The sequence below is a fragment of the Paenibacillus sp. FSL H8-0457 genome (assembly GCF_038051935.1).
Lineage (GTDB): Bacteria > Bacillota > Bacilli > Paenibacillales > Paenibacillaceae > Paenibacillus_AQ > Paenibacillus_AQ lautus_A.
The window spans coordinates 2,123,644-2,145,620 of the sequence record NZ_CP150293.1 but is presented as its reverse complement, the minus strand read 5'-3'; the positions used below and the strand labels follow the sequence as shown (position 1 = coordinate 2,145,620).

22 protein-coding genes are annotated in these 21,977 nt (G+C 52.5%); 1 reads left to right on the top strand and 21 read right to left on the bottom strand.

What is annotated here, in order from left to right:
• From MHI43_RS09270 to lspA, 9 genes are all read right to left on the bottom strand, one after another.
• A complete protein-coding gene (locus MHI43_RS09270; RefSeq protein WP_015734255.1) occupies window positions 1–1,137 on the bottom strand; it encodes a carbamoyl phosphate synthase small subunit in 1,137 nt (378 codons plus the stop codon).
• A gap of 60 nt (window positions 1,138–1,197) precedes the next feature.
• A complete protein-coding gene (locus tag MHI43_RS09265; RefSeq protein WP_009589657.1) occupies window positions 1,198–2,499 on the bottom strand; it encodes a dihydroorotase in 1,302 nt (433 codons plus the stop codon).
• 122 nt (window positions 2,500–2,621) lie between these two features.
• Window positions 2,622–3,533: an aspartate carbamoyltransferase catalytic subunit gene (locus MHI43_RS09260; RefSeq protein WP_315971980.1), complete on the bottom strand. Its 912-nt coding sequence runs from the start codon at window positions 3,531–3,533 to the stop codon at window positions 2,622–2,624.
• Window positions 3,533–4,093, bottom strand: a complete 561-nt coding sequence (pyrR, locus tag MHI43_RS09255) for a bifunctional pyr operon transcriptional regulator/uracil phosphoribosyltransferase PyrR (protein WP_015734253.1) — start codon at window positions 4,091–4,093, stop codon at window positions 3,533–3,535. The genes MHI43_RS09260 and pyrR overlap by 1 nt, the downstream gene beginning before the upstream one ends.
• A gap of 317 nt (window positions 4,094–4,410) precedes the next feature.
• Complete coding sequence (locus MHI43_RS09250) at window positions 4,411–5,664, bottom strand: LL-diaminopimelate aminotransferase (RefSeq protein WP_015734252.1); 1,254 nt, start codon at window positions 5,662–5,664, stop codon at window positions 4,411–4,413.
• 151 nt (window positions 5,665–5,815) lie between these two features.
• Window positions 5,816–7,777 (bottom strand): ABC-F family ATP-binding cassette domain-containing protein, encoded by a 1,962-nt coding sequence (locus MHI43_RS09245; protein ID WP_036665982.1) that lies wholly within the window; start codon window positions 7,775–7,777, stop codon window positions 5,816–5,818.
• 144 nt (window positions 7,778–7,921) lie between these two features.
• Window positions 7,922–8,077 (bottom strand): RAxF-45 family protein, encoded by a 156-nt coding sequence (locus tag MHI43_RS09240; protein WP_009589583.1) that lies wholly within the window; start codon window positions 8,075–8,077, stop codon window positions 7,922–7,924.
• A gap of 152 nt (window positions 8,078–8,229) precedes the next feature.
• A complete protein-coding gene (locus tag MHI43_RS09235) occupies window positions 8,230–9,201 on the bottom strand; it encodes an RluA family pseudouridine synthase (protein ID WP_036665983.1) in 972 nt (323 codons plus the stop codon).
• Entirely contained in the window at window positions 9,201–9,701 is a 501-nt protein-coding gene (gene lspA / locus MHI43_RS09230; RefSeq protein ID WP_036665986.1) for a signal peptidase II, read from the bottom strand. Before lspA ends, MHI43_RS09235 begins: the two co-directional genes overlap by 1 nt.
• A 212-nt stretch (window positions 9,702–9,913) precedes the next feature.
• On the opposite strand from lspA, the gene MHI43_RS09225 reads away from it, so the two are divergent.
• Window positions 9,914–10,654: a TraR/DksA C4-type zinc finger protein gene (locus MHI43_RS09225; protein ID WP_036665987.1), complete on the top strand. Its 741-nt coding sequence runs from the start codon at window positions 9,914–9,916 to the stop codon at window positions 10,652–10,654.
• Between the two features lie 59 nt (window positions 10,655–10,713).
• Here the strand turns inward: MHI43_RS09225 and MHI43_RS09220 are convergent, their stop codons facing one another.
• The 12 genes from MHI43_RS09220 to spoIIGA form a co-directional block, all read right to left on the bottom strand.
• Window positions 10,714–11,064 (bottom strand): DUF5665 domain-containing protein, encoded by a 351-nt coding sequence (locus tag MHI43_RS09220; RefSeq protein ID WP_036665988.1) that lies wholly within the window; start codon window positions 11,062–11,064, stop codon window positions 10,714–10,716.
• 230 nt (window positions 11,065–11,294) lie between these two features.
• Window positions 11,295–14,384 (bottom strand): isoleucine--tRNA ligase, encoded by a 3,090-nt coding sequence (ileS, locus tag MHI43_RS09215; protein ID WP_036665990.1) that lies wholly within the window; start codon window positions 14,382–14,384, stop codon window positions 11,295–11,297.
• Window positions 14,385–14,788: 404 nt separating this feature from the next.
• Window positions 14,789–15,283: a DivIVA domain-containing protein gene (locus tag MHI43_RS09210; RefSeq protein ID WP_009589591.1), complete on the bottom strand. Its 495-nt coding sequence runs from the start codon at window positions 15,281–15,283 to the stop codon at window positions 14,789–14,791.
• A gap of 171 nt (window positions 15,284–15,454) precedes the next feature.
• A complete protein-coding gene (locus MHI43_RS09205; protein WP_036665993.1) occupies window positions 15,455–16,240 on the bottom strand; it encodes a YlmH/Sll1252 family protein in 786 nt (261 codons plus the stop codon).
• An 11-nt stretch (window positions 16,241–16,251) separates the two neighbouring features.
• Window positions 16,252–16,521, bottom strand: a complete 270-nt coding sequence (locus tag MHI43_RS09200) for a YggT family protein (protein ID WP_036665995.1) — start codon at window positions 16,519–16,521, stop codon at window positions 16,252–16,254.
• 8 nt (window positions 16,522–16,529) lie between these two features.
• Window positions 16,530–16,976: a cell division protein SepF gene (locus tag MHI43_RS09195; protein ID WP_009589651.1), complete on the bottom strand. Its 447-nt coding sequence runs from the start codon at window positions 16,974–16,976 to the stop codon at window positions 16,530–16,532.
• A gap of 2 nt (window positions 16,977–16,978) precedes the next feature.
• Complete coding sequence (locus tag MHI43_RS09190; RefSeq protein WP_036665997.1) at window positions 16,979–17,668, bottom strand: YggS family pyridoxal phosphate-dependent enzyme; 690 nt, start codon at window positions 17,666–17,668, stop codon at window positions 16,979–16,981.
• An 8-nt stretch (window positions 17,669–17,676) separates the two neighbouring features.
• Window positions 17,677–18,531, bottom strand: a complete 855-nt coding sequence (gene pgeF / locus MHI43_RS09185) for a peptidoglycan editing factor PgeF (RefSeq protein ID WP_036665998.1) — start codon at window positions 18,529–18,531, stop codon at window positions 17,677–17,679.
• A 67-nt stretch (window positions 18,532–18,598) separates the two neighbouring features.
• A complete protein-coding gene (locus MHI43_RS09180; protein WP_139083843.1) occupies window positions 18,599–18,898 on the bottom strand; it encodes a YlmC/YmxH family sporulation protein in 300 nt (99 codons plus the stop codon).
• Window positions 18,899–19,094: 196 nt separating this feature from the next.
• Window positions 19,095–19,877, bottom strand: a complete 783-nt coding sequence (gene sigG / locus MHI43_RS09175) for an RNA polymerase sporulation sigma factor SigG (RefSeq protein WP_006209087.1) — start codon at window positions 19,875–19,877, stop codon at window positions 19,095–19,097.
• Window positions 19,878–19,954: 77 nt separating this feature from the next.
• Window positions 19,955–20,677: an RNA polymerase sporulation sigma factor SigE gene (gene sigE / locus MHI43_RS09170; protein ID WP_009589674.1), complete on the bottom strand. Its 723-nt coding sequence runs from the start codon at window positions 20,675–20,677 to the stop codon at window positions 19,955–19,957.
• A 169-nt stretch (window positions 20,678–20,846) separates the two neighbouring features.
• A complete protein-coding gene (gene spoIIGA / locus MHI43_RS09165) occupies window positions 20,847–21,860 on the bottom strand; it encodes a sigma-E processing peptidase SpoIIGA (RefSeq protein ID WP_051425430.1) in 1,014 nt (337 codons plus the stop codon).
• Window positions 21,861–21,977: the final 117 nt, after the last annotated feature.

Below are 21,977 nucleotides of genomic sequence, written 5' to 3'. Positions count from 1 at the left end.
TTATTGAGCTCCTTTCACGGCTGCGGCCAGAACCGCCTGGCGCGGTTTCCGGATTTCATTCTGTTTATGGTCTCTTATCATTTTAAGGAATTGATCGAACAGATAGCTGCTGTCGTGCGGGCCAGGCGCAGCTTCAGGATGGTATTGCACCGAGAAGGCCGGGAATTTCGAGTGCTTCAAGCCTTCGATCGTTTTATCGTTGTTGTTGATATGCGTAACTTCCAGCTCCGTCCCTTTGACGGATTCTTCGTTTACGGTGTATCCGTGGTTTTGGGAAGTGATGTAGCAGCGTCCGCTGGCAAGCTCTTTTACCGGATGGTTTCCGCCGCGGTGTCCGAATTTCAGCTTCTCGGTGTCCGCGCCCGCAGCCAGCGCAAACAATTGGTGGCCAAGGCAGATGCCGAAGATCGGATATTCGCCGAGCAGTTCTTTGACCATGTTGACTGCGTAAGGCACGTCTTTCGGGTCCCCAGGGCCGTTGGACAACTGAATGCCGTCCGGGTGAAGTCTGCGGATTTCATCGGCCGTCGTGTCATGCGGAACGACCATGACGTCACACCCGCGGGACGTCAATTCGCGCAGAATCCCGCTTTTTGCACCGAAGTCGACCAGAACGATCCGTTCCTTCGAACCTGGACTCGTAAACATTTGCGGCGTTGAGGTTTTTGCCACCTGGTTGCGGAGTTCGGCGATCGTCGTATCGCCGAGCATCTCCTTAAGCTCTTCCACCGGTTTGTTGGAAGTGGTCAGAATGCCCTTCATCGTACCGTAATGACGGATGATACGGGTTAACATCCGCGTATCGATCTCGCTGATCCCCGGAATTCCGTATTCCTTCAACAGGCTGTCAACGCTGTATTCTGCACGCCAGTTGCTGGGAACAGGCTCATGACGACGAACGACGAATCCGTGAACGAACGGCCGAATGGATTCAAAGTCATCCCGCGTGATGCCGTAGTTGCCGATCAAAGGGTACGTCATGGTTACGATCTGTCCGCAATAGGACGGGTCGCTCAGCACCTCTTGATATCCTGTAATCCCTGTATTGAAAACAACCTCTCCGGTCATTTCAGCATCCGCGCCGAAGGATTTTCCGCTGAACAGCGTTCCGTCCTCCAGTAACAATCTTGCCTGCATCCCGATCACTCCTGTCATCTATGTGTAATTTATTTTATAAGTCTTTTGCCTATTTGTTACTTAGAATCCGTTTTGTTCGGACCATTTCACTTCGCCGTCCACCCAAGTCATCACGGGCCAGCCTTTCAGCTTCCAGCCTGTAAATGGCGTGTTGCGGCCTTTTGTTGCGAACTCTTCCGGGTTCACTTCTTTCTCCGCTTCGAGATCGATCATGGTCAGGTCCGCTGCTTTACCGGCTTCCAGGACACCCGTTGCAAGACCGAATACTCTTGCCGGATCGCTTGTCATCCGTTTTACGAGCAGGGCGAGATCCCATTTTCCTGTGGCGACAAACTTGGTGTAGAGCAGCGGGAACGCCGTTTCGAATCCCACGATGCCGAAGGGAGCCAGCTCCATGCCTTTTGCTTTCTCTTCCGCGCTATGCGGTGCATGATCCGTTACGATCATATCAAGCGTTCCATCCAGCAGACCTTCTATACAAGCCTCCACATCACGCGGTGTGCGCAGCGGCGGGTTCATCTTCCAGTTTGCATCAAGGCCGGGAATGTCTTCGTCGGAGAGAACCAGATGATGCGGGCATACCTCGGCCGTTACCGAGATGCCGATCGCTTTTGCCTGGCGGATCAATCTTACGGACTGCTCCGTGCTCACATGGCATACATGGTAATGCACGCCGGTGGCTTCGGTCAGCAGAATGTCGCGCCCGACATGGATCGCTTCCGACTCGTTCGGTATTCCTTTCAGGCCGTGCTGCTGAGCGAATTTGCCCTCGGTCACGCAAGCTCCTTTTACCAGCGAGTCATCCTCGCAGTGCGCAATGACCGGCATGCCCAGCGCTTTCGCTTTATTCATGGCATCTTTCATCATCTGTGCGTTCTGCACACCGACGCCGTCGTCCGTAAATCCGATCGCACCCGCGGCCTTCAAGGCCTCAAAGTCCGTCAGTTCGCGGCCCAGCTCGTTCTTCGTAATGGCTGCATATGGCAGCACCTTCGCAAGATTCGCCTCGCTGGCTTTATCCAGCACGAGCTTCACCGTTTCCGGCGTATCGGTCACCGGTCTTGTGTTCGGCATGCAGGCGATGGTGGTGAAACCGCCTTTGACTGCCGAGCGGCTGCCGCTCTCGATGGTTTCCTTGTGCTCATAACCCGGCTCTCTCAAGTGCACATGCATATCGATGAATCCCGGCGTGACCAGCTTGCCCTCGGCATCGATGATCTGAACGTGATCGCCCGGTTCCGGCAAGGCTGCGATATCGCTCGCAACCGACTGAATCAATCCGTCTGCAATGACGATATGTTTATCTTCGAGCTGTCCTTGTTCATTGATCACTTTGGCATTCTTTATCACTTGCATTTGCATCTTGGTTCCCCTCCGCAGCAGAAGCACCGTTCGCTTCTTTGTATATTGTATAATAAAAATTCATGTTTGTGTATAATTATTAATATTTATTCATTCTGTAAACCGTATTCCGCATGTTCGAATCAGACCATCGCCCGTTCCATGACCGCCATGCGAATGGGCACTCCGTTCGCCATCTGCTTGAATATCATCGATCTCGGGCTTTCCACGACCGCGTCGTCGATTTCAACGTTGCGGTTCACCGGTGCCGGATGCATAATCATGGTGTGACCCGACAGCTTGGCCGCCCGCTCTTCCGTCAAGCCGTACTGCTCCCGGTACTCCGCGCTGGATTTGAACACCCCTTCGTTATGGCGTTCCAGCTGAACTCTCAGCATCATCACCACATCGGCCTTGAGCGCCTTTTCCATCGATACGTAAGGCGCATACTGAGCCAGCTCCGGAGCCTGCATCGTTTCCGGCGCGCAGAACTGCACATGGGCTCCGAACTTCTGCAGGGCCCACAGATCCGAACGAGCAACCCGGCTGTGCTTGATGTCCCCGATGATGGATACCGTTAATCCCTTAAGCTCGCCGAAGCTTTTCTTCATCGTGTATAGATCAAGCAGCGCCTGCGTGGGATGCTCATTGTTGCCGTCGCCCGCATTGACCAGCGGAATCGAGATCCGCTCCGCCAGCTCCTGCAGCACGCCGGCTGGCTTCAGCCGGATGACGCCCGCGTCGATTCCCATGGATTCCAGCGTTCTGACGGTATCGTAGATCGACTCGCCTTTCTCGACGCTGGATGCTGCCGCCGCAAAGTTCATGACCTGGGCACCGAGTCTTTTCTCAGCCATTTCAAACGAGAATCTCGTTCTGGTGCTGTTCTCGAAGAACATATTAACCGCAAATTTCGATTGAAGTACCGGCACCACTTTCTCGGACTGCGCTTCCCAATATGCCGCCCGATTCAGGATGGATCCGATTTCGTCTCTGCTAATATCCTTCAAACCTAAGAGGCTGCGTTCTTTCAATGAAATGGCTGTTGTCATGATTATCGTTCCTCTCTTTGGCTAATGGTCACTTCGTCCTTGCCGTCGATTTCGGTTAATGCCACCGTAATTTCCTCTTGTTTGGAGGTAGGAACGTTCTTTCCTATATAATCCGGCCGGATCGGCAGCTCGCGATGCCCCCGGTCTGCCAAAACCGCAAGCTGTATCATTCTAGGCCGTCCGCAGTCCATCAGGGCGTCCATCGCTGCCCGAATCGTCCGGCCGGTGTACAGCACGTCATCAAACAAAATAACCTTCTTGTCATGGATGTTCAGGTGCGCTAGGCTGTGCTTCGCTCCCTCTCCCCGTTCCGCAGCGGCTCCCTTGCTGTCCCGGTCATCGCGGTAGGAGGTCACGTCGATCTCTCCCCAAGGAATCGGAGTACCTTCGATCTCGTTCATTCGCTCCGCGATTCTCTGGGCCAGAAACACGCCGCGCGTGCGGATCCCGACCAATACGCAATCCTCGATCCCTTTATTTTTTTCCAATATTTCATGGGCAATTCTCGTTAGCGCGCGGCGGATGGCCGTCTCGTCCATTATCACATGCTGTTCGTTGCTCATCCTCTTGTCCTCCTTCTAAACGTTTGATTAGCCCTTTATCGTTCCTGACGATCCGTGGATTCATTCCACACAAAAAAACTCCTTGCCCGGCTGGACAAGGAGTTGATCTCATAGAGATGGTGTGGAAAGCGCAGCATCTATCCGCAGACAGAGCCATGCCTCCTGTTAATGAACCTCGGTTCACGTTACCTTGCCAGCCTCACGGGACTGATTTAAAGGTGCTATTCGATTGATCCCATTATGACAGACCCTACAAGAGATGTCAACAGCAATCATGTCGAACGTTGTCGCGTTCCAAGCATGTTCATAGCCTTGAATTAAAACTCGAATTCCACATCGCTGAGTCTTCTGCGAATTTCGGAAATGACGCGTTTCTCTTCCTCCTCGCCGTCGGCAATGAAGGTAACGGAGAAACGAACGAAGTGTCCTGCATCATCCCAAGGAACGGTGGAGATCAATTTCTCGCGAATCAGGTACTGGGAGAAGTCTTCCCCAGATTCAAAACGGCGTCCGCCTTTGACGCCTTTCGGAGCCTCCACATACAGGAAGAAGGAGCCTTTGGGCTTCTCCGCCGTAAAACCGAGTCCGTTCAGCACGTCGACCAGCATGTTGTGGCGGCGGGAATACTTCTCGGCGATCTTCTCCGTAATTTCCGGATGATCCAGACCGTAAGCGGCAGCCTTTTGGATGGCGATGAATTGTCCGGAATCGTTGTTGTCCTTCACGTCGCCAAACGCTTTAACCACCAGCGGGTTGCCGGCGATGAAGCCAATGCGCCACCCCGTCATGTTGTAGGATTTCGACAGGGAGTGAAGCTCCACGCCGACATCCTTCGCTCCAGGAACGGACAGGAAGCTCAGCGGCTTCAAGCCATCGTAAGTGAGCGCAGCATAAGGTGCGTCATGAACAACCACCACGCCATATTTGCGGGCCCACTCGACAACCTCGGCGAAGAATTCGGCCGTTGCGCTGGCCCCCGTCGGGTTGTTCGGATAGTTCAGGTAGAGCAGTTTGGCACGGCGGGCAATGTCCTCAGGGATCGAGCCGAGATCCGGCAGAAATGCATTCTCTTTTTTCAGCTCCACATTGTAGACTTCGCCGCCCAAATACTTGGTATGCGTGCCGAGCACAGGATATCCGGGAACCGTCATGATCGTGATGTCGCCCGGGTTGATGAAGCAGGACGGCAGCATGGCCAGCGCCGGCTTGGAGCCGATGGAGTGCAGCACTTCCGTGGACGCATCGATGCCTTCGACGCCGAATACATTGCTCAAATAGCGAACAGCCGCTTCCTTGAACTCCGGAATCCCGTTATCCGCATATCCGCGGTTTTCCCGCTTCGCCGCCTCTTCCGCCAGCTTTGCCACGATGCCTGCATCCGCCATCTCATCCGGCTCGCCAACTCCCATATCGATCAATTCGGTATCAGGATGCTCCTGCTTCGCAGCCGCCTTTGCTCTCTTGATCTTCTCGAATTTATAAATGGCCGTATCTTTACCGTAATTAGCACCGCCGATCCGATCGGCAAAGCTCTGTTGAATGTACGTTTCCTGATATTTATCCATGCTCATGATTTGTATTCATCTCCTACTCTAGCTTTGTTACACATCCTAAATATGCAGGAAAATCACGACTGGAGCCATGCATTATATATCAGATGATTTGTACTTTTTAGGTTGAGTCGGAGCTGATACACACCATGGCCTCCCTGCACGAAGTCGGTTAAGACAGCTCCAGCCATTCCGCTAGGAGCTCGTCGCGGCTTGCTGCCAGCGACTCCCGCTCGTTCCAACGCTCTTCGAGCAGCGACATGTCCGAATTGCCGCTTATCGAGCCTTCCGTTTCAAGCCAACCGTCCAGCTGCCGGATGCGGGTCTCCAAACGGGCGATCTCCTCTTCCAGCCATTTGGATCTTTCCGCGGCAGAGCGATCAGGATGGTTGCGTTCGAATTTCTGGCCGGGCTTTTCGTTGGCTTTGGACGGCGGCGTCTCCCTTGGTAAAGAAACGGCATTCGTACCAGCTGAGAGTTCTCTTGACTGCAATGCGGCTTCAAGCTGGTCTTTCTTGGCCCGGAAATCATCATAATTTCCATGAAAGACGGTCAGCGTCCCTTGGTTCAAATCCCACACCTTGCCTGACACTTGGTTTACGAAATAACGGTCGTGGGAAATGGCAAGAACGGTCCCCTGATACCCCTGCAGCGCATCCTCCAAGGCCTCCCGGGAAGCAATATCCAGATGGTTCGTAGGTTCATCCAGGAGCAGCAGGTTCGGCTTTTGATGGATAAGGAGCGCCAGCCTCAATCGTGTCCATTCACCGCCTGACAGCTGGCCCACCGATCGGAACACGGCCGCGCCATAGAACAGATATCTTGCCAAAATCCCCCGGGCCTCTCCCTCTTCAACCCCGGCGTTCTCCCGAAAATATTGGAGCACCGTTTCCTTCGGAATTTTCGGCTCCTCCTGCTGGGCCAGATATCCCACGTCGACTCGCGCGCCCCATTCAAGGGACCCGGAGTCGGGCATAAGCTCGCCCACCATCACTTTGAACAGCGTCGTTTTTCCGCTGCCGTTCGGACCCATCAGCGCAATTTTTTCGCCGAATTCGATAAGACCGGAAGCCCCTCCCAGCACCGCCTGATTCCCATAGCGAACCTCAACTTGTTCAAAGTATGCCACACGGCGGCCGGAACGATCCTGAGGATGAAGCTCGAAATCGGCCTGCCTTCGTTCCAGCACAGGTCGCTTGACCTTCTCCATCCGTTCCAGCGCTCGCCGCATGGAAGCCGCCCGCTTAAAAAATTTCTCGTTGCCGCCGATCCGGCCGAATTCCTCCAGCTGCTTGATGGATTCCTTCATCTTCTTGATCACTTTCTGCTGCTCCTGGTAATCGGCGAACTGCTGCAGCAGCCGTTCTTCCTTGTCTTTCATGAATGCGGTATAACCACCCTGGGCAGAGAATGCCTCTCCGTCCTCGAGCTCTACCGTCTTGGTCACCACCCGATCGAGAAAATACCGGTCGTGAGAAATAATGACGCAGGTACCCGGGTATTCCCGCAAAAATTCCTCCAGCCATTCCGTGCGAGCCAAATCCAGATGATTCGTCGGTTCATCGAGCAGGAGCAGATCCGGCTGTACGATCAGCTGCGATGCCAGCACGACGCGGGTTTGCTCTCCCCCCGACAACGAGCCGAATGCCAGTCCGTACTCGCTCTTGGGTATTTGCAGCCCGGTGGCGATTTTGTCGATGCTGGCTTCCAGCTCATAACCGCCTTCGGTTTCAAACCGCTCCTGGAGCGCCGAGTAACGGCGCAGCACACGTTCGAGTAGCTCTGCATTCCCGGCGATGTCCGGATCGCTCATTTTCTTCTCCAGTTCCGTCATCTCCGCGCGGTATTCCTTCAAGTGAATCAACCCATGGGACAGTACATCCAGCACCGTCCAGGAATCCATATGGCTCGGTATCTGCTCCACATACCCGATTACTGTATCCTTCTTGATGGCAAGCTGCCCTTCGTTCGGCTGATCCAATCCGGCAAGCAGGCGCATCAGCGTGGACTTTCCGCTTCCGTTTCTGCCGATTAGCGCTACCTTCTCGCCTTCCTGTATTTCAAACGATATCCCGTCCAATACCAGCTGGGCCCCGTGGTATTGCGTCAGTTTCTGTACATTGATCATATTCATTCTTGGTTTCCTCCTGTATGCTGCGAACAATACCAAATCTCTGTTCGAGCGCATGAATTAGGGAGAAGAACCGGACTGCAAACGCAAAAAGGGTCCACAGAGCAAGCTCCGCGGACCCTTAAGAATCGTAAGCCTTAAATCGGCTTAATCCGTGCAGGCAGGCAGGTGACTTCTCGCGATGGTACAACTCGTATCATTAAAATTGGACAGACCTCTCCCGTTGTTGAGAAATGCATGAACAATGCCAGCCATAGCGATAGGCAGCTGGCTAATACGGTTGTTGACCATCTCGATATTCATCCTGCTCACCTCCTTCATCAAAGTTATCGTCACTATACCATATCCATGGTTTGGAAGGCAAGACAAATAGCCCAGCAAAGTGGAGCCCATGCTTTGATGCTTACTCCAAATCCTTTGTGGGACCCCATGCTTATACATGCGAAAAGGGACCGCTAGCGGCCCCTTAAAATCGTCAACAGCTCTTTCATATCGCTCGGCATCGGTGCCGAAAACTCCTTATATTCCCCGGTCGAAGGATGGACAAAACCCAATACGGCCGCATGAAGCGCTTGTCCGTTCAATTTGATTCCCTTGCTCTTGCCGTAAACGGGATCCCCTACGAGAGGATGCCCGATATATTTCATGTGCACGCGAATTTGATGGGTACGACCCGTCTCCAGCTTCAGCTCGAGGAGACTGTAATCTCCGAACCGTTCCACCACGGTAAAATGCGTCACCGCATGTTTGCTGTTGCGGTCCGTGACGGTATACAGTTTGCGATCCTGGGCGTCCCGGCCGATCGGTGCGTCAATGGTTCCCTGATCATGGCTGATATTGCCGTGCACCAACGCCAAATAACGGCGGTTCACGCTGTGCTCCTTCAACTGGGCGGCCAGCGAAGCATGGGCTTTATCATTCTTCGCGGCCATGATCAGGCCCGTAGTATCCTTATCGATCCGATGGACGATGCCGGGGCGAAGCTCTCCATTGATTCCCGATAAATCCTTGCAGTGAAACATCAATGCATTCACTAGCGTGCCGGACGAATGTCCCGGAGCCGGATGGACAACCATTCCTCTCGGCTTGTTTACGACAATCACGTCCCCGTCTTCAAACGCGATCTCAAGCGGGATGTCCTCGGGAATGATCTCGACGGCCGATGGCTCGGGAACCTTCAGCACGATGCGGTCACCCTGACTCACTTTGTAATTCGACTTGATTGGGCCATCGTTCACGCTCACATTTCCGTCCGCAATCCATAACTGCACTTGGGAACGCGACACATCTTCCCCAAGATTTTCCGTTATGTATTTATCGATACGGGTTTTGGCAGCGTCGGCATCCACCGTCCATTCGCTGGCTTCCGTTTCCTGACCGTTCTCATCTGTCCAATCCGTATCTGTATCCTTACCGTCTTGCACCATCATTCAGTCCCTTCTGTGCCAGAAACTTCACTTGTTGTCTGCATCTTCTCGCGTCTTCTTTCCAGAAGCGTGTCCAATATGATCAATCCCACGCCGATCACGATGCAAGAATCGGCAATATTGAAGATCGGGAAGGTGTAGCTGCCAAAATTAAACTGCAGGAAATCGACGACCTCTCCCATTATCAATCGATCGATGAAGTTTCCGAGTGCCCCTCCAAGTACAAGCGCAAGCGCGGTCGGCAGCAGCTTGCGTCCTTCTTTTGATACCTTCCGCAGGTACCAGACGATTCCGCCCACAACGATTATTGTCACAATGATGAAGAACCATAACTGGTCCTGGAGTATGCCGAACGCGGCTCCCCGGTTCCGGCTGGACGTGATCAGGAAGAAATCCCCGATGACCGGTATCTGTTCATAAAGCTCGAGCCTGGTAGCAATCAAGTACTTGGTTCCCTGATCGATAAGAAATAAAACAAATGCAATCAAATAATATACCACTTGTTTATGTCACTCCGTTCTTGTCTTCTCCAATCAGGCGAACTCCTTCGCTGATCGGTCCGTAACTCGTCTTATTGTAGCACAGCGGCTCAGAAACCGTCCATTCCTGTCCAGCGGCGAGAACATTTTCCGTCAGTAAAACCTTATCGATGGGTGCACTCTATACCTATGAACCAAGAAGGTCAACTTCGGGACCATGAAAGGAGCCTGACATGTCGCATCTCACTCAGGAGCAACTTCACAATTTGCAACAAAAGCTGATGGATCGAAAGGTTGAACTTGAACGGCGCATGGTCAATAACGACCAACACGGGCTGGGAGAATCGGAGCGAGATATGACCGGCGAGCTGTCCCATATTGATAATCACCCTGGCGATGTGGGAACCGAAGTGTTTGAAAGAGGAAAAGACCTCGCGCTTCAGGACAGGGTGGATCAGGAGCTGCAGCGGGTTATTTTTTCGCTGGAAGCCATTCATCATGGCCGTTACGGCGTGTGCCTTACATGCGGCCAGCCCATTCCGTACGAGCGGTTGGAGGTTATCCCGGATACGCAATATTGCGTAGAACATACGCCTCGGGAGCGCGTGTCCCGCGACCGTCCGGTCGAAGAGGACGTTCTAGCTCCCGCTTTCGGAAAATCCAGTATGGATGAGCACGAATATGCTGCATTTGACGGAGAGGACGCCTGGCAGATCGTTGAAAGCTGGGGGAACTCCAATTCCCCGGCTTTGGCGGAAGGTAACGAAATGGACAGCTATAACGAAATGGATATCGAGAATGGCGACGATCAAGGCGGGTTCGTGGAGGTGTACGAAAACTTCGTTGCCACCAATATCGATGGCTCGGAAGTGTTTATCGTACGCAGTCCCCAATATGTCGATTACCTGAACCGGGGCGAAGGAAGTTATCTCCTTGACCCCAATGGCGACCCGGATGATGAATCATTCAGCTGATTAAGCGTCTTACCCGGCAGCATATGACTTGCGGCGGCTGCCGGGCATTACATAATCCATTACGTCAGTTCAAGCTGCCGCTGAACAATCCGGACAATATCCGCGATGTAATCGCCGATAATAGGCAAATTCAGCGCGCCAAGCGCCTGAAGGGCATATATGATGGTTGCCGCAAAAAAAGTAAACCCGATCGCGATTCCCACGCCGCGTGCCGACCCGGCCAGCAGATTGGTCCATATCAATTTCCAGGGGCGGTTCAACAGCTGGGTGTATTCCGCGATCCTGGCCTTCTCCAGCTGCTGCGCGATGTCCGTGGTCATGCGGTGTATGGCGCCCAATTGGTCCCGCTCAGCTTCCACAAGCGATTTATTCTTTTCGGTTGAAAATGCATTTTCCGGCTTCTCTGCCATATTCACCGCCCCCTTGCCACTATACTAGGCAGACTCTGGAAAAAACAGATCAGGATCCGCTTTCTTCCTGCCTGAAACCATACATAACATGCATGAGAATTCGCTGATTATTATGCATCTGTTGGAAGCATCTCATTCGCACGGAATCCTCCGAACAAAGCCGGTGCTTATTGGGGACAGCAAAAAACCACCGCCATTTCATGGCGGTGGTTTAATAATATCAACGATTCTCAGGCGATATGGATGCCAATGGTTTTGCCGCCAAGCTCAACCCGCTCCATGCCTTCGCTTTGTCCGTATTGCAAATCGTTAACCAGAACGTTTTCGCGCAGCACATCTTCAAATGCCGTGATCGCAGCTTGAAGCTCATCATCCGTATCGAGAGTCAAGTTCACCCGCTTCTCGATCGGGAGGTCCAGCTTCTTGCGCGTATCCTGCACGGCACGCACCACTTCGCGAACCCAGCCTTCCTGCTCCAGCTCCGGCGTGATATCCGTATTGAGCGCAACGGTTAACCCGTAACCCGAAGCGGATGCAAAGCCTTCCTTCGCCTTCTTCTCTACCAGCAGCTCTTCGGGCGTGATCTGCAATTCTTCGCCTTCCGGTGAAGTTACGTTCACGCCGCCCGATTGGACCACCTTGCGGGTCTCGTCACTGCTCATTCCCTTTAGGAAACCTTGCAGGAAGCCGATATTTTTACCGTATTTCTTGCCTGCGACCTTCAGGTTCATTTTCAGCGTGAAATCAACGAACCCGCTGTCGCTGGTCTCCACCTCAATCGCTTTGACGTTGATCTCGTCCTTGATGATGTCTTCATACCCCGCGAGATCGAACTCGCGATCCATGGATACGATGAGGTTGGACAGCGGCTGACGCGTCTTGATTCCTGTCTCGTTGCGGACGTTCCGCGCAAGCTCTACGATCTGTCTTGCCGTCTCCATGTCCTGCTCGAGCGCTTTGTCGATCAACGCTTCGTCGGCTTGCGGGAAGTCGGCCAGATGCACGCTCTCGCCGCCGCCCAGGTTGACGAAGATATCTTCGGACAGCATCGGCGTGAACGGAGCCATCAGCTTGGATAGCGTCAACAGCACGTGCGTAAGCGTCCCGTAAGCGGCCAGCTTATCTTCACCGAGTCCGCTGCCCCAGAAACGATCGCGCGAACGACGGATATACCAGTTGCTCAGCTCATCCACATAAGCTTCGATCGCCTTGGCCGCGTTAAGGAAATCATTGACGGCCAATCCCTTGTCAACCACTTGAATCAAGCTGTTCAAGCGGGAGAGAATCCAGCGGTCCAGCTTGTGGTTCGATCCCTTGAAGTCATGCTCCTTCGGATCATAGCCGTCGATGCCGGCATACAATGTCAGGAACGCATGGGTGTTCACCAGCGTGTCCACAACCTTGGATTTGGCTTCGCCGACAATTCCTTTCGAGAAACGTTTGCTGTTCCATGGCGCACTGTCGGCGAGCAGCGCCCAACGGAACGCATCCGTGCCGTACTCCTCGATGATTTCCCAAGGATCGATGACGTTGCCCTTGGACTTGGACATCTTCTGTCCGTTCTCATCGAGAATATGGCCCGTGGCCATGACCGCTTTATAAGGCGCTTTACCGGTGAAGAGGGTCGATACGGCGAGCAAGCTGTAGAACCATCCGCGCGTCTGGTCAATCCCTTCGCAGATCATATCGGCAGGATACTGCTGTTCGAACTTCTCCTTGTCCTCGAATGGATAATGGTATTGCGCATACGGCATCGATCCGCTGTCAAACCATACGTCGATGACTTCCGAGGTCCGTTCCATCACGCCGCCTTCACAGTGCGGGCATTTGACTTTCACTTCATCCACATAGGGCTTGTGCAGCTCCAGATCCTCCGCCACCTCGCCTACGGCGTTAGCCCGAAGCTCCGCAATGCTGTGCGGCGAGAACTGCCCTTCGCAAGAATCGCAGACCCATACGTTAAGCGGCGTTCCCCAGTAACGGTTCCGGCTGATATTCCAGTCGACCAGGTCTTCAAGGAATTTGCCGAAGCGTCCCTCCCGTACATGGCCCGGATACCAGGTCACCTCGTTGTTGTTCGCGATCAGCTGATCCTTAACCGCCGTCGTTTCGATAAACCAGCTCTCCATCGCATAATAGAGCAGCGGGGATTTACAGCGCCAGCAGAACGGGTAGCTGTGCTCGTATTTCTCTTTGCTGTACAGAAGTCCTTTTTCGGACAATGCCTTCACGATGTCCAGATCGCAATCCTTGACGAAACGTCCGGCAAAATCCGTCACTTCATCGGTATAACGGCCGTGGCCGTTCACGACGCTCACGAAGCTGATGCCATTCTCGCGGCATACGCGGTAGTCGTCTTCGCCGTGCGCAGGAGCCATGTGTACAATTCCCGTACCGCTTGCATCGGTAACAAAGGATGCGCCGACAACGATGTTCGATTTTTCCGCTTTTACATACGGGAACGGAGGATCGTAAGTCTTGCCGACCAGCTCGGAACCTTTCAGCGTCGATAGAACGGTGAAGTCGCCTTTCATGACATCCTCTACCAAATTCTTAGCCACGATATAGATGCCGTCCTCCTGCTCGACGCGCGCGTAATCCATATCCGGATTCACGGCGAGCGCCACGTGGGATGGCAGCGTCCAAGGCGTCGTCGTCCATGCCAGCACATACTCTCCGCTGTCATGCAGCTTAAACTTCGCCGTTGCGCTCAGGTCTTTAACATCCTCATACCCCTGTGCCACTTCGTGGGAGCTCAGTGTCGTCTGACAGCAAGGGCAGTACGGGCTTACGCGGTGGCCGCGGTACAGAAGGCCCTTGTCATGAATCGTCGCCAAAATGTTCCATACGCTCTCGATGTAGTTGTTCTCAAGCGTGATGTACGGATGATCCAGATCGGTCCAATACGCAATCGCTTCGGTCAGCTCGCGCCATTTATGCTCATATTCAAATACGCTGGCTTTACACTTTTTGATAAAAGCCTCCACGCCATAATTCTCGATTTCCTGCTTGCCGGAGATGCCCAGCTGCTTCTCTACGCCCAGCTCAACCGGAAGCCCGTGCGTATCCCAGCCCGCTTTACGAACGACATGGTAGCCCTTCATCGTCTGGTAGCGGCCTACAAAATCCTTGATGACGCGGCCGAGCACGTGACCGATATGAGGCGCACCGTTCGCGGTCGGCGGACCTTCGTAAAATACATAATTCGGCTTGCCGGCCCGCAGCTCGATTGATTTCTTGAACGTGTTCTCCTCGTTCCATTTGTTCAAGATGCGCAGCTCTCTTGCCCGCGCCTTCTCCTTGACGTCTACTCTGTTCATGCAGATCTTCCTTTCACCTTTTTCGTAAATGTTCTGTGAACATAAAAAAAGGCCCCGTCCCCCAAGGGACGAGAACCTGTTCTCGCGTTACCACCCTAATTTCGCCCGGCCGACTTCTAATGGAAGCCTGCTCAAACGACACCTCAATGTCCATGCCTGTTCGTAAGGCAAGGTCCGATATAACGTTCGGCAGACGGCTTAGCTTACGCACGCGGTCACAGCGCTTCAGCTTCACTTCTCCGGGATGATCTTCTGCTAGGCCTGAACGCCGGGCTTTCAGCAACTGCCGGCTCTCTGGGGGACAGATCCTTCGCGTACTATTCCCATCAACGAATTACGGTATGAATCAACAATATGTTATTAGTTATAGACGACTTCGCGGAAAAAGTCAACCGGATACCCGCCTAGTATACCTCTTTCGGCTCCAGACTCGGTTCGCGGTTCTCCAGCGTCTCCCAGCCTTCCTGCTTCAGAAGCTCCAGCTGAGCCTCTACCAAGGAGCGGAAACGGGTGCGGTAGATGGAGGCCTGCTTCTTCAGCTCTTCAACCTCCAGCGCGATTTTGCGGGATTTCCCGAGCGCATCGTTAATGATCCGGTCCGCATTCTTCTCGGATTCCTTAACGATCAGCTGAGCTTCCTTCTTCGCGTTGTTCTTCAGCTCATCCGCCGCCTCCTGGGCGACAATGATGGTCTTCGATAAGGTTTCCTCAATATTCGAAAAATGATCCAGTCTTTCTTGCATCGCCATCAGCTGGTTGCCTAATTCTTTATTCTCCCGGATCACACTTTCATAATCCTTAATAATCTGATCCAAAAACTCGTTGACCTCGTCCTCATCATAACCGCGAATTCGACGGGCGAATTCCTTGTTATGTATATCAAGCGGTGTCAATGGCATGGTGTGCACCTCCTAAATATATGGGCCTTACAGGACGGTCCGTCCGCTGTGTTAGCCAAACCACCCGTCCGTGAAGACAATAGCGGTCATTTACGATTTATCGGCAAATCCATTGTCATTTTGAATGTTCCCTGTATGGTTTCGACAAAAAAACGGCAATTCCTTCAAAGGTCAAGCATATTTCCCAACCTTGATACGGTACCGCCCTTTTTTCGTCAGGCCGCCCGTCTCCAGTACTTTAAAACGTCCAAATCCTTGGATGGAGACGACATCGCCTTCTTTTAAGTTCGTGGAGGGATCCTCTTCCACTTTCCAGTTGACGCGGCACCGGCCAGCCTTGATCGGCACGACGATTTTTGTGCGGCTGATCCGGTAGGCATCGCTGGCGATTCCGTCCAGTCTCATGGAAGATACCGTAATGTCCATCGCCTCGAAATTCGTGCGGGCCACCTGAAGCTTGTCCAGCGGCAGCAGATCCGTCATGACATGCACCCGGTGGACCTGGCTGAGATTCAGGTGCAGGAAGTCGCTGATATCGTCGGCAACGACCGCATGGCAGCCGTCCGCAAGCACATGGATATCACCGATCTTGGATCTCTTAATGCCCAGACCCAGTATCGACCCCATATAATCGCCATGCTCCAGCTCCAGAAACTTCTGATCTCCGGAAGAGATGCTGAGCACCTTCATCTTCAGATCCTCGCCCTCAAGCGCCCGGTAATCCGGAGCAATCATCGCCCGCACGCGTTCGGCATCAGCATGTCCGCCATCAAACACGGCATGCACGTCCGGATGACGATTCACGAGCGATTCCAGAATGAACCGCTGCCTGGGATCCAGGAAATCCGTCAGCTTGGTTTCATGATATTGTCCGGCATTGACCACCCATTCCCAAGCCCGGTCCACAAATTCCCGTTCGTCCTTGTGAAAATGATCGTAGATGTCCAGTTTCATCATTCATTCACCTGCTACAGGATATATCCGAGAATGGCGTATACGCCGCGCTGTGCCAGCTGCAGGACGAACAGCGCGATAATCGGGGAAATATCGATCATGCCCATAATCGGCGGAATGAACCGGCGGAAAGGCGCCAAGTATGGCTCTACCAGCTTGCCAAGCAACTCCCCGACAAAGCTTTCCCTCACATTCGGAAGCCATGACATTAAGACGTAGACCAAGATCATGTAAAAATAAATTTGGAACAGCGTTCCAACGATACTGTAAATTTCGTAGGTCAAAGCCTAAATCACCTCATTCTGTTATATTCATGCTCGTCTGCTAGAATCTCCGAGATCGAACCTTGGATCTCAACGGTATCCGGCGTGCATAGGAAGATGTTCCCGCCCACCTTCGAGATTCCGCCGCTAAGCGCATAAACGGTTCCGCTAAGAAAATCGATAATGCGCAGCGCCTGATCATTCCTCACGCGCTGAAGGTTGACCACAACCGTTCGGAATGACCGCAGATGATCTGCAATCTCCTGTGCTTCATCATATGAACGAGGCTCGACTAATACAACCTTAACGTTCTTCTGCGAATGAATGCTAACGATATTGCCGCTCTTTTGGTTTTTCCGATGATCAAACGGCGTTGCCTCCACCGGCTCTTCCTGCGAGGCCAGAACCTCGCGTTCCACAACTTCTTCTTCCTCTTGCAGTCCCAAGAAATTCATAAACCGGTTCATCACGCCCATCGTCAATCCTCCTCTTTCCCTACTAAAATTGAGCCGAGACGCACCCAGGTCGCCCCTTCCTCTATGGCAACTTCAAAGTCATTGGACATGCCCATGGACAATTCGGTCAATGGCTCCGCCGTAAGCGCCTGCTCGTTCAGCTCATCTCTTAGTTGTCTTAAACCACGAAATACAGGACGCGTCTGCTCCGCCGACGATTCGTATGGAGCCATGGTCATGAGTCCGGTTACCTTTACGTGCGAAAGACTGTTGATTTCCTTCAAAAACTCGGCTGCTTGCTCGGGAGGCAAGCCGTACTTGGATTCCTCACCCGAGATATTGACCTGCATCAAGGCGGATACCTGCAGATTCAGCGCAGCTGCCCGCTTCTCCAGCTCATGGGCCAAAGACAAGCGGTCGAGCGAATGAATATATTGAAATTTATCAATGACATCCCGGACCTTATTGGTCTGAAGATGGCCGATGAAATGCCATGTGCCGCGGTTGCCGAGTGCATTCCACTTCGCCTGGGCATCCTGCCAGCGGTTCTCGCCGATATGCAAAAGTCCGTGATCCAGTACCGAAGCCGTCATATCCAAGGAGACATATTTCGTGACCGCAATCATATTCACATCATTCCGGTTCCTGCCGCTTCTTGCGCAAGCCTCCGTTATTCGCTGTTCCACTTGATCGATACGTTCCTTCAAACTCAAGGGACGACTCACCTCTTTCTCATCCCGATCCAACTCGCCATCCGACCCGTAGTCCCTCCATCTTTGCGATAGGAGAAGAACCGATCGTGATTGCAGCTTGTACACCATGATGTACATTCGATATGTTCCGCCAATATTCCTGCTTTAATCATAATGTGTCTGTTTATTTCTTTCAAGTTCAGCATGTATTTCCCGTGTCCCTTGTCGATATAAAAAGCTGAATTTGTAACTTTATCGCCTGAGAATCCTTCGATTCCGAGTTCGCGGACACGCTCCATGACCCGATCGTCCACCTCGTAACAGCATTCGCCGATCGACGGACCGATGGCTGCATGGAGGTTCCGAGGCAAGCTTCCGTATTCCGAAGACATCCTGACCACCATTTGTTCGGCTATGCCGCCCACGGTGCCTTTCCAGCCCGCGTGGGCCAGACCGACGGCGCCCGTGACCGGGTCCCAGAAATACAGCGGCACGCAATCCGCGTAGAAGGAAGTCAGCAACACGCCGGGAACATCGGTTACAAGCCCGTCCGTATCTTGATAGGCCGAGGCCCGGTCCAAGCTCCCTCTGCCCCTGTCCTTATCATGAACGACGCCAATCCGGATGCCGTGCACCTGCTCGCCGCACGTCCAGTCTTCGAGAGAAAAGCCGAGCGCCGCGGCGACCCGCTTCCGGTTCTCGACAATGTCGCCCGGCTCGTCTCCGACATGAAAGGCCAAATTCAAACTGTCATAGGGTATCCGGCTCACGCCGCCATGCCGGCCCGTGAACCCGGCCGTGAGTGCGGCCGCTGACTTCCCTTCCCATTTTTGGATCACAAACAGACTCGGTGTCTGCCGATCTTGACTAACAAACGGTTCCATGAACATTCACCTCTATGACCAGTGTAACAGAAAACATACGCCGGAGACATATGAACCCGCCGTTTGGTTAGAAGGATCGACGGTCAGGACGATCCAGATACTCCACCGGTTCCTGATCATCCGGCGTTCTCCGCAGTTCCTCCATTTTGACAAGGACCACGTCCGAGCCGATCTTGACGATATTCCGCCACGGTATGATCAGATCGCTTCCGCCGCCGAACAGCCCCATGAATTTGCCGTAGCTCGGCACCACGATCGCTTCAATCCGGCCCTGCCGCAAATCCAGCTCCAAATCGCTGATTTGCCCGAGCCGCTTGCCGTCGATGATATTAATAACATCCTTTGTTTGAAAATCGGAAATTTTCATCTTTTTCCCCACCATTTGATTATCAGGTATCATGAGCATCACACCTTAGATGTATTTGAAGGTTATCCGTCCATCCCTGTTCAATCCGCATCCCTCTGTTCAATATATGATCCCTTTGGGTAAAATAGCTTATTTAAAACGAAAAAAACGACCCCATAAAAGGGATCGTTGTCTGTTCGTTTGATTGCTGGCCTTCTTAAGTTTTGACGTGTTTCTGCATCTGCTTGATCGCCGACTTCTCCAGGCGCGACACTTGGGCTTGGGAGATACCGATTTCATCGGCAACTTCCATCTGGGTTTTGCCTTCGTAAAACCGCATGGACAGAATCATTTTTTCGCGCTGCCCTAGCTTGTGCATCGCTTCCCGGAGAGCGATTTCCTCAATCCAGGACACATCCTTGTTCTTGTCATCACTGATTTGATCCATCACATATATCGGATCGCCACCGTCATGATAAATCGGCTCAAACAGCGAAACAGGATCTTGAATGGCATCGAGTGCAAAAACAACGTCTTCCTTGGGCACATTCAGCGCTTCGGAAATTTCAAAAATCGTCGGTTCACGCGAATTCGCATTGGTCAGCTGATCCCGGACCTGAAGTGCCTTGTAGGCAATATCGCGCAGTGATCGGGAGACGCGAATCGGGTTATTGTCCCTTAAGTATCGACGTATTTCTCCGATAATCATCGGTACGGCATAAGTGGAAAATTTAACATTTTGCGATAAATCAAAATTGTCGATGGCCTTCATCAATCCGATGCAGCCTACCTGAAACAGATCATCAACGAACTCTCCCCGATTGTTAAACCTTTGGATGACGCTGAGCACCAGTCTCAGGTTGCCGTTCACCAATTTTTCTCGGGCAGACCGTTCATTGTTCTGCTGCAGATTATGAAACAGCTCCCTCATTTCCACGTTCGTCAGAACAGGCAGTTTTGACGTATCCACACCACAAATTTCAACTTTGTTTCGCGTCATGATGACTAACCTCCCAAGGAGAAACATTACTGTACATTATCTCCGAGGGGGGGTATTTTATTCCTTGCGATTTCCAGTTACACCATCTTGTTGAATTCTTTGCGGAGCCGTTTAATGATTCTCTTCTCCAATCGGGAAATGTAGGATTGCGAGATTCCAAGCAGGTCTGCCACGTCTTTTTGCGTCTTTTCTTCCCCGTCCTGCAGGCCGAAACGAAGCTCCATAATCATGCGTTCCCGGTCGCTCAATTTATCGAGTGCTTTTTGCAGCAGCTTCCGGTCGACCTGCTCCTCGATGTTGCGGTAGATGGTGTCGTTCTCGGTGCCCAATACGTCGGACAGGAGCAATTCATTGCCGTCCCAATCGATATTCAGCGGCTCGTCGAAAGAGACCTCGCTTCGCGTTTTGTTATTCCGGCGCAGGTACATCAAAATTTCGTTTTCAATGCAGCGCGAGGCATACGTGGCCAGCTTGATTTTTTTCTCGGGGTCAAACGTATTCACCGCCTTAATCAATCCGATGGCACCAATCGATACCAAATCTTCGATGTTAATGCCGGTGTTCTCGAATTTGCGGGCGATATAAACGACCAGACGCAGATTACGTTCGATCAGCATGGCCCGGGTGGCCGCATCGCCGGTAGGCAGCTTTTTGAGCAAGAACTCCTCTTCCTCTTTCGTTAGCGGAGGCGGAAGCGCCTCGCTTCCTCCGATATAGTAGATTTCCTGACTCTTCAAACCCAGCATAAAAAGTACGCGGTAATACTGCAGCTGCAACGCTAATCTCCATTTAACGGGCATCTCTTATCCTCCTAATGCGTTTTCCCGAAGGTTTAACTGACTTCATTAAGATCATCTTTAGGCTCCTAATCCGGAAAGGATGGATTTTCATGAAGATTTTCAAAGACTTATCCATCGCTCGAACGTTGGGTCACAGACTCGAACACTATGAAAATGGCTTCACCTGTCATTATCCTGCAGTCTTGGCTTCGCCTGATTTCAGACCGGTCGCCTCATGATTCTGAGAATCGCCCGTTATGGCAGGTTGTGCATTCTTCGGCGTCCCCTCACCTTCCGTCAACGCCGGATGGATGATGGCCCTGTATGCCCTGTCTCCCGAAAGAGTCCCGCCGTCAAGACCAATCAGCACCTTGGATGCCGTGTATTCAAATCCCCCCAGCTCGACTCGTACCATGTCAGGCTTCAGCGCAAGCATAAATGCAGCCCCCCGGTTGACGCCGCGATACGGAACAAGCCGCAGGCGGTCCTGCCATTCGAATTCCTCTGCCGCCAGCCCCATGATTAATTTGTCCGGTTCCCCCTCCATCAGCTGTTTGCTCCATCCCTGGGGCAGGTAGGCTTCCCATAGTTCTGCTTCCATCACCATAACCGGGGTGCGCGTCAAGGGATCGCTCAATTGGTTACCAGTATCAAGCAGACCCACACAGCCTACTTTGGCGCTCCCGATCCATACGGACACTTCTCCCAACAAGGCTTCCCGGTTCTCGGTTTTTCGTTTCGTGGTCTGAACGGCTTTAAACGCGAATACAACTACAAAAAAGGTAATGCACGCAAACCAGAATCCCACCTTCAATTCAAAGGATAGCCCGCCCGATGTCGTATACCATATCCCGCTGAACAACTCTCCCGAATTTTGGACCAAGTAATGAAAACCGATAATGCCACCGGCAGCGGCAAAATTCACCATGTAAAAAGCTCCCAAATTCCGAAGATAACTCTGCAAGCTCACAAAGCCGAAAGCCACCCACAGCATGATCAACGATAGTCCAAACTTGATGAGAAAGGTAAACAAAAACGACAATTGCGGGACAAACATCATGACGACATACAGAGCGCCGATCACAGAGGATAATGCAAGCCTCCACCATGTTGGCTTCACTCTCCGCATCCAGGCGGTCAAAGCCAGCAAAACGGCGTCAATGACGAGGTTTGCCAAAAATATGAGATCAATATAAACAACCAGGTTGTTCACCTGCCTAGTCGAAGAATCCTCTACCGTTATCCTTCTGTTGAATTCTGGGCTATGGGAGATGTTACTAGTATAAGAAGAATAGAATTCAAAGTCTGTCTAAACCTGTGG

What these genes read in the sequence shown, in the direction of transcription:
- MHI43_RS09270 (WP_015734255.1), bottom strand. Translation starts at nt 1,137, where the DNA reads ATGCAGGCAAGATTGTTACTGGAGGACGGAACGCTGTTCAGCGGAAAA.
- MHI43_RS09265 (WP_009589657.1), bottom strand. Translation starts at nt 2,499, where the DNA reads ATGCAAATGCAAGTGATAAAGAATGCCAAAGTGATCAATGAACAAGGA.
- pyrR (WP_015734253.1), bottom strand. Translation starts at nt 4,093, where the DNA reads ATGAGCAACGAACAGCATGTGATAATGGACGAGACGGCCATCCGCCGC.
- MHI43_RS09250 (WP_015734252.1), bottom strand. Translation starts at nt 5,664, where the DNA reads ATGAGCATGGATAAATATCAGGAAACGTACATTCAACAGAGCTTTGCC.
- MHI43_RS09245 (WP_036665982.1), bottom strand. Translation starts at nt 7,777, where the DNA reads ATGAATATGATCAATGTACAGAAACTGACGCAATACCACGGGGCCCAG.
- MHI43_RS09240 (WP_009589583.1), bottom strand. Translation starts at nt 8,077, where the DNA reads ATGAATATCGAGATGGTCAACAACCGTATTAGCCAGCTGCCTATCGCT.
- MHI43_RS09235 (WP_036665983.1), bottom strand. Translation starts at nt 9,201, where the DNA reads ATGGTGCAAGACGGTAAGGATACAGATACGGATTGGACAGATGAGAAC.
- MHI43_RS09225 (WP_036665987.1), top strand. Translation starts at nt 9,914, where the DNA reads ATGTCGCATCTCACTCAGGAGCAACTTCACAATTTGCAACAAAAGCTG.
- MHI43_RS09220 (WP_036665988.1), bottom strand. Translation starts at nt 11,064, where the DNA reads ATGGCAGAGAAGCCGGAAAATGCATTTTCAACCGAAAAGAATAAATCG.
- ileS (WP_036665990.1), bottom strand. Translation starts at nt 14,384, where the DNA reads ATGAACAGAGTAGACGTCAAGGAGAAGGCGCGGGCAAGAGAGCTGCGC.
- MHI43_RS09210 (WP_009589591.1), bottom strand. Translation starts at nt 15,283, where the DNA reads ATGCCATTGACACCGCTTGATATACATAACAAGGAATTCGCCCGTCGA.
- MHI43_RS09205 (WP_036665993.1), bottom strand. Translation starts at nt 16,240, where the DNA reads ATGATGAAACTGGACATCTACGATCATTTTCACAAGGACGAACGGGAA.
- MHI43_RS09195 (WP_009589651.1), bottom strand. Translation starts at nt 16,976, where the DNA reads ATGGGCGTGATGAACCGGTTTATGAATTTCTTGGGACTGCAAGAGGAA.
- pgeF (WP_036665998.1), bottom strand. Translation starts at nt 18,531, where the DNA reads ATGGAACCGTTTGTTAGTCAAGATCGGCAGACACCGAGTCTGTTTGTG.
- MHI43_RS09180 (WP_139083843.1), bottom strand. Translation starts at nt 18,898, where the DNA reads ATGAAAATTTCCGATTTTCAAACAAAGGATGTTATTAATATCATCGAC.
- sigG (WP_006209087.1), bottom strand. Translation starts at nt 19,877, where the DNA reads ATGACGCGAAACAAAGTTGAAATTTGTGGTGTGGATACGTCAAAACTG.
- sigE (WP_009589674.1), bottom strand. Translation starts at nt 20,677, where the DNA reads ATGCCCGTTAAATGGAGATTAGCGTTGCAGCTGCAGTATTACCGCGTA.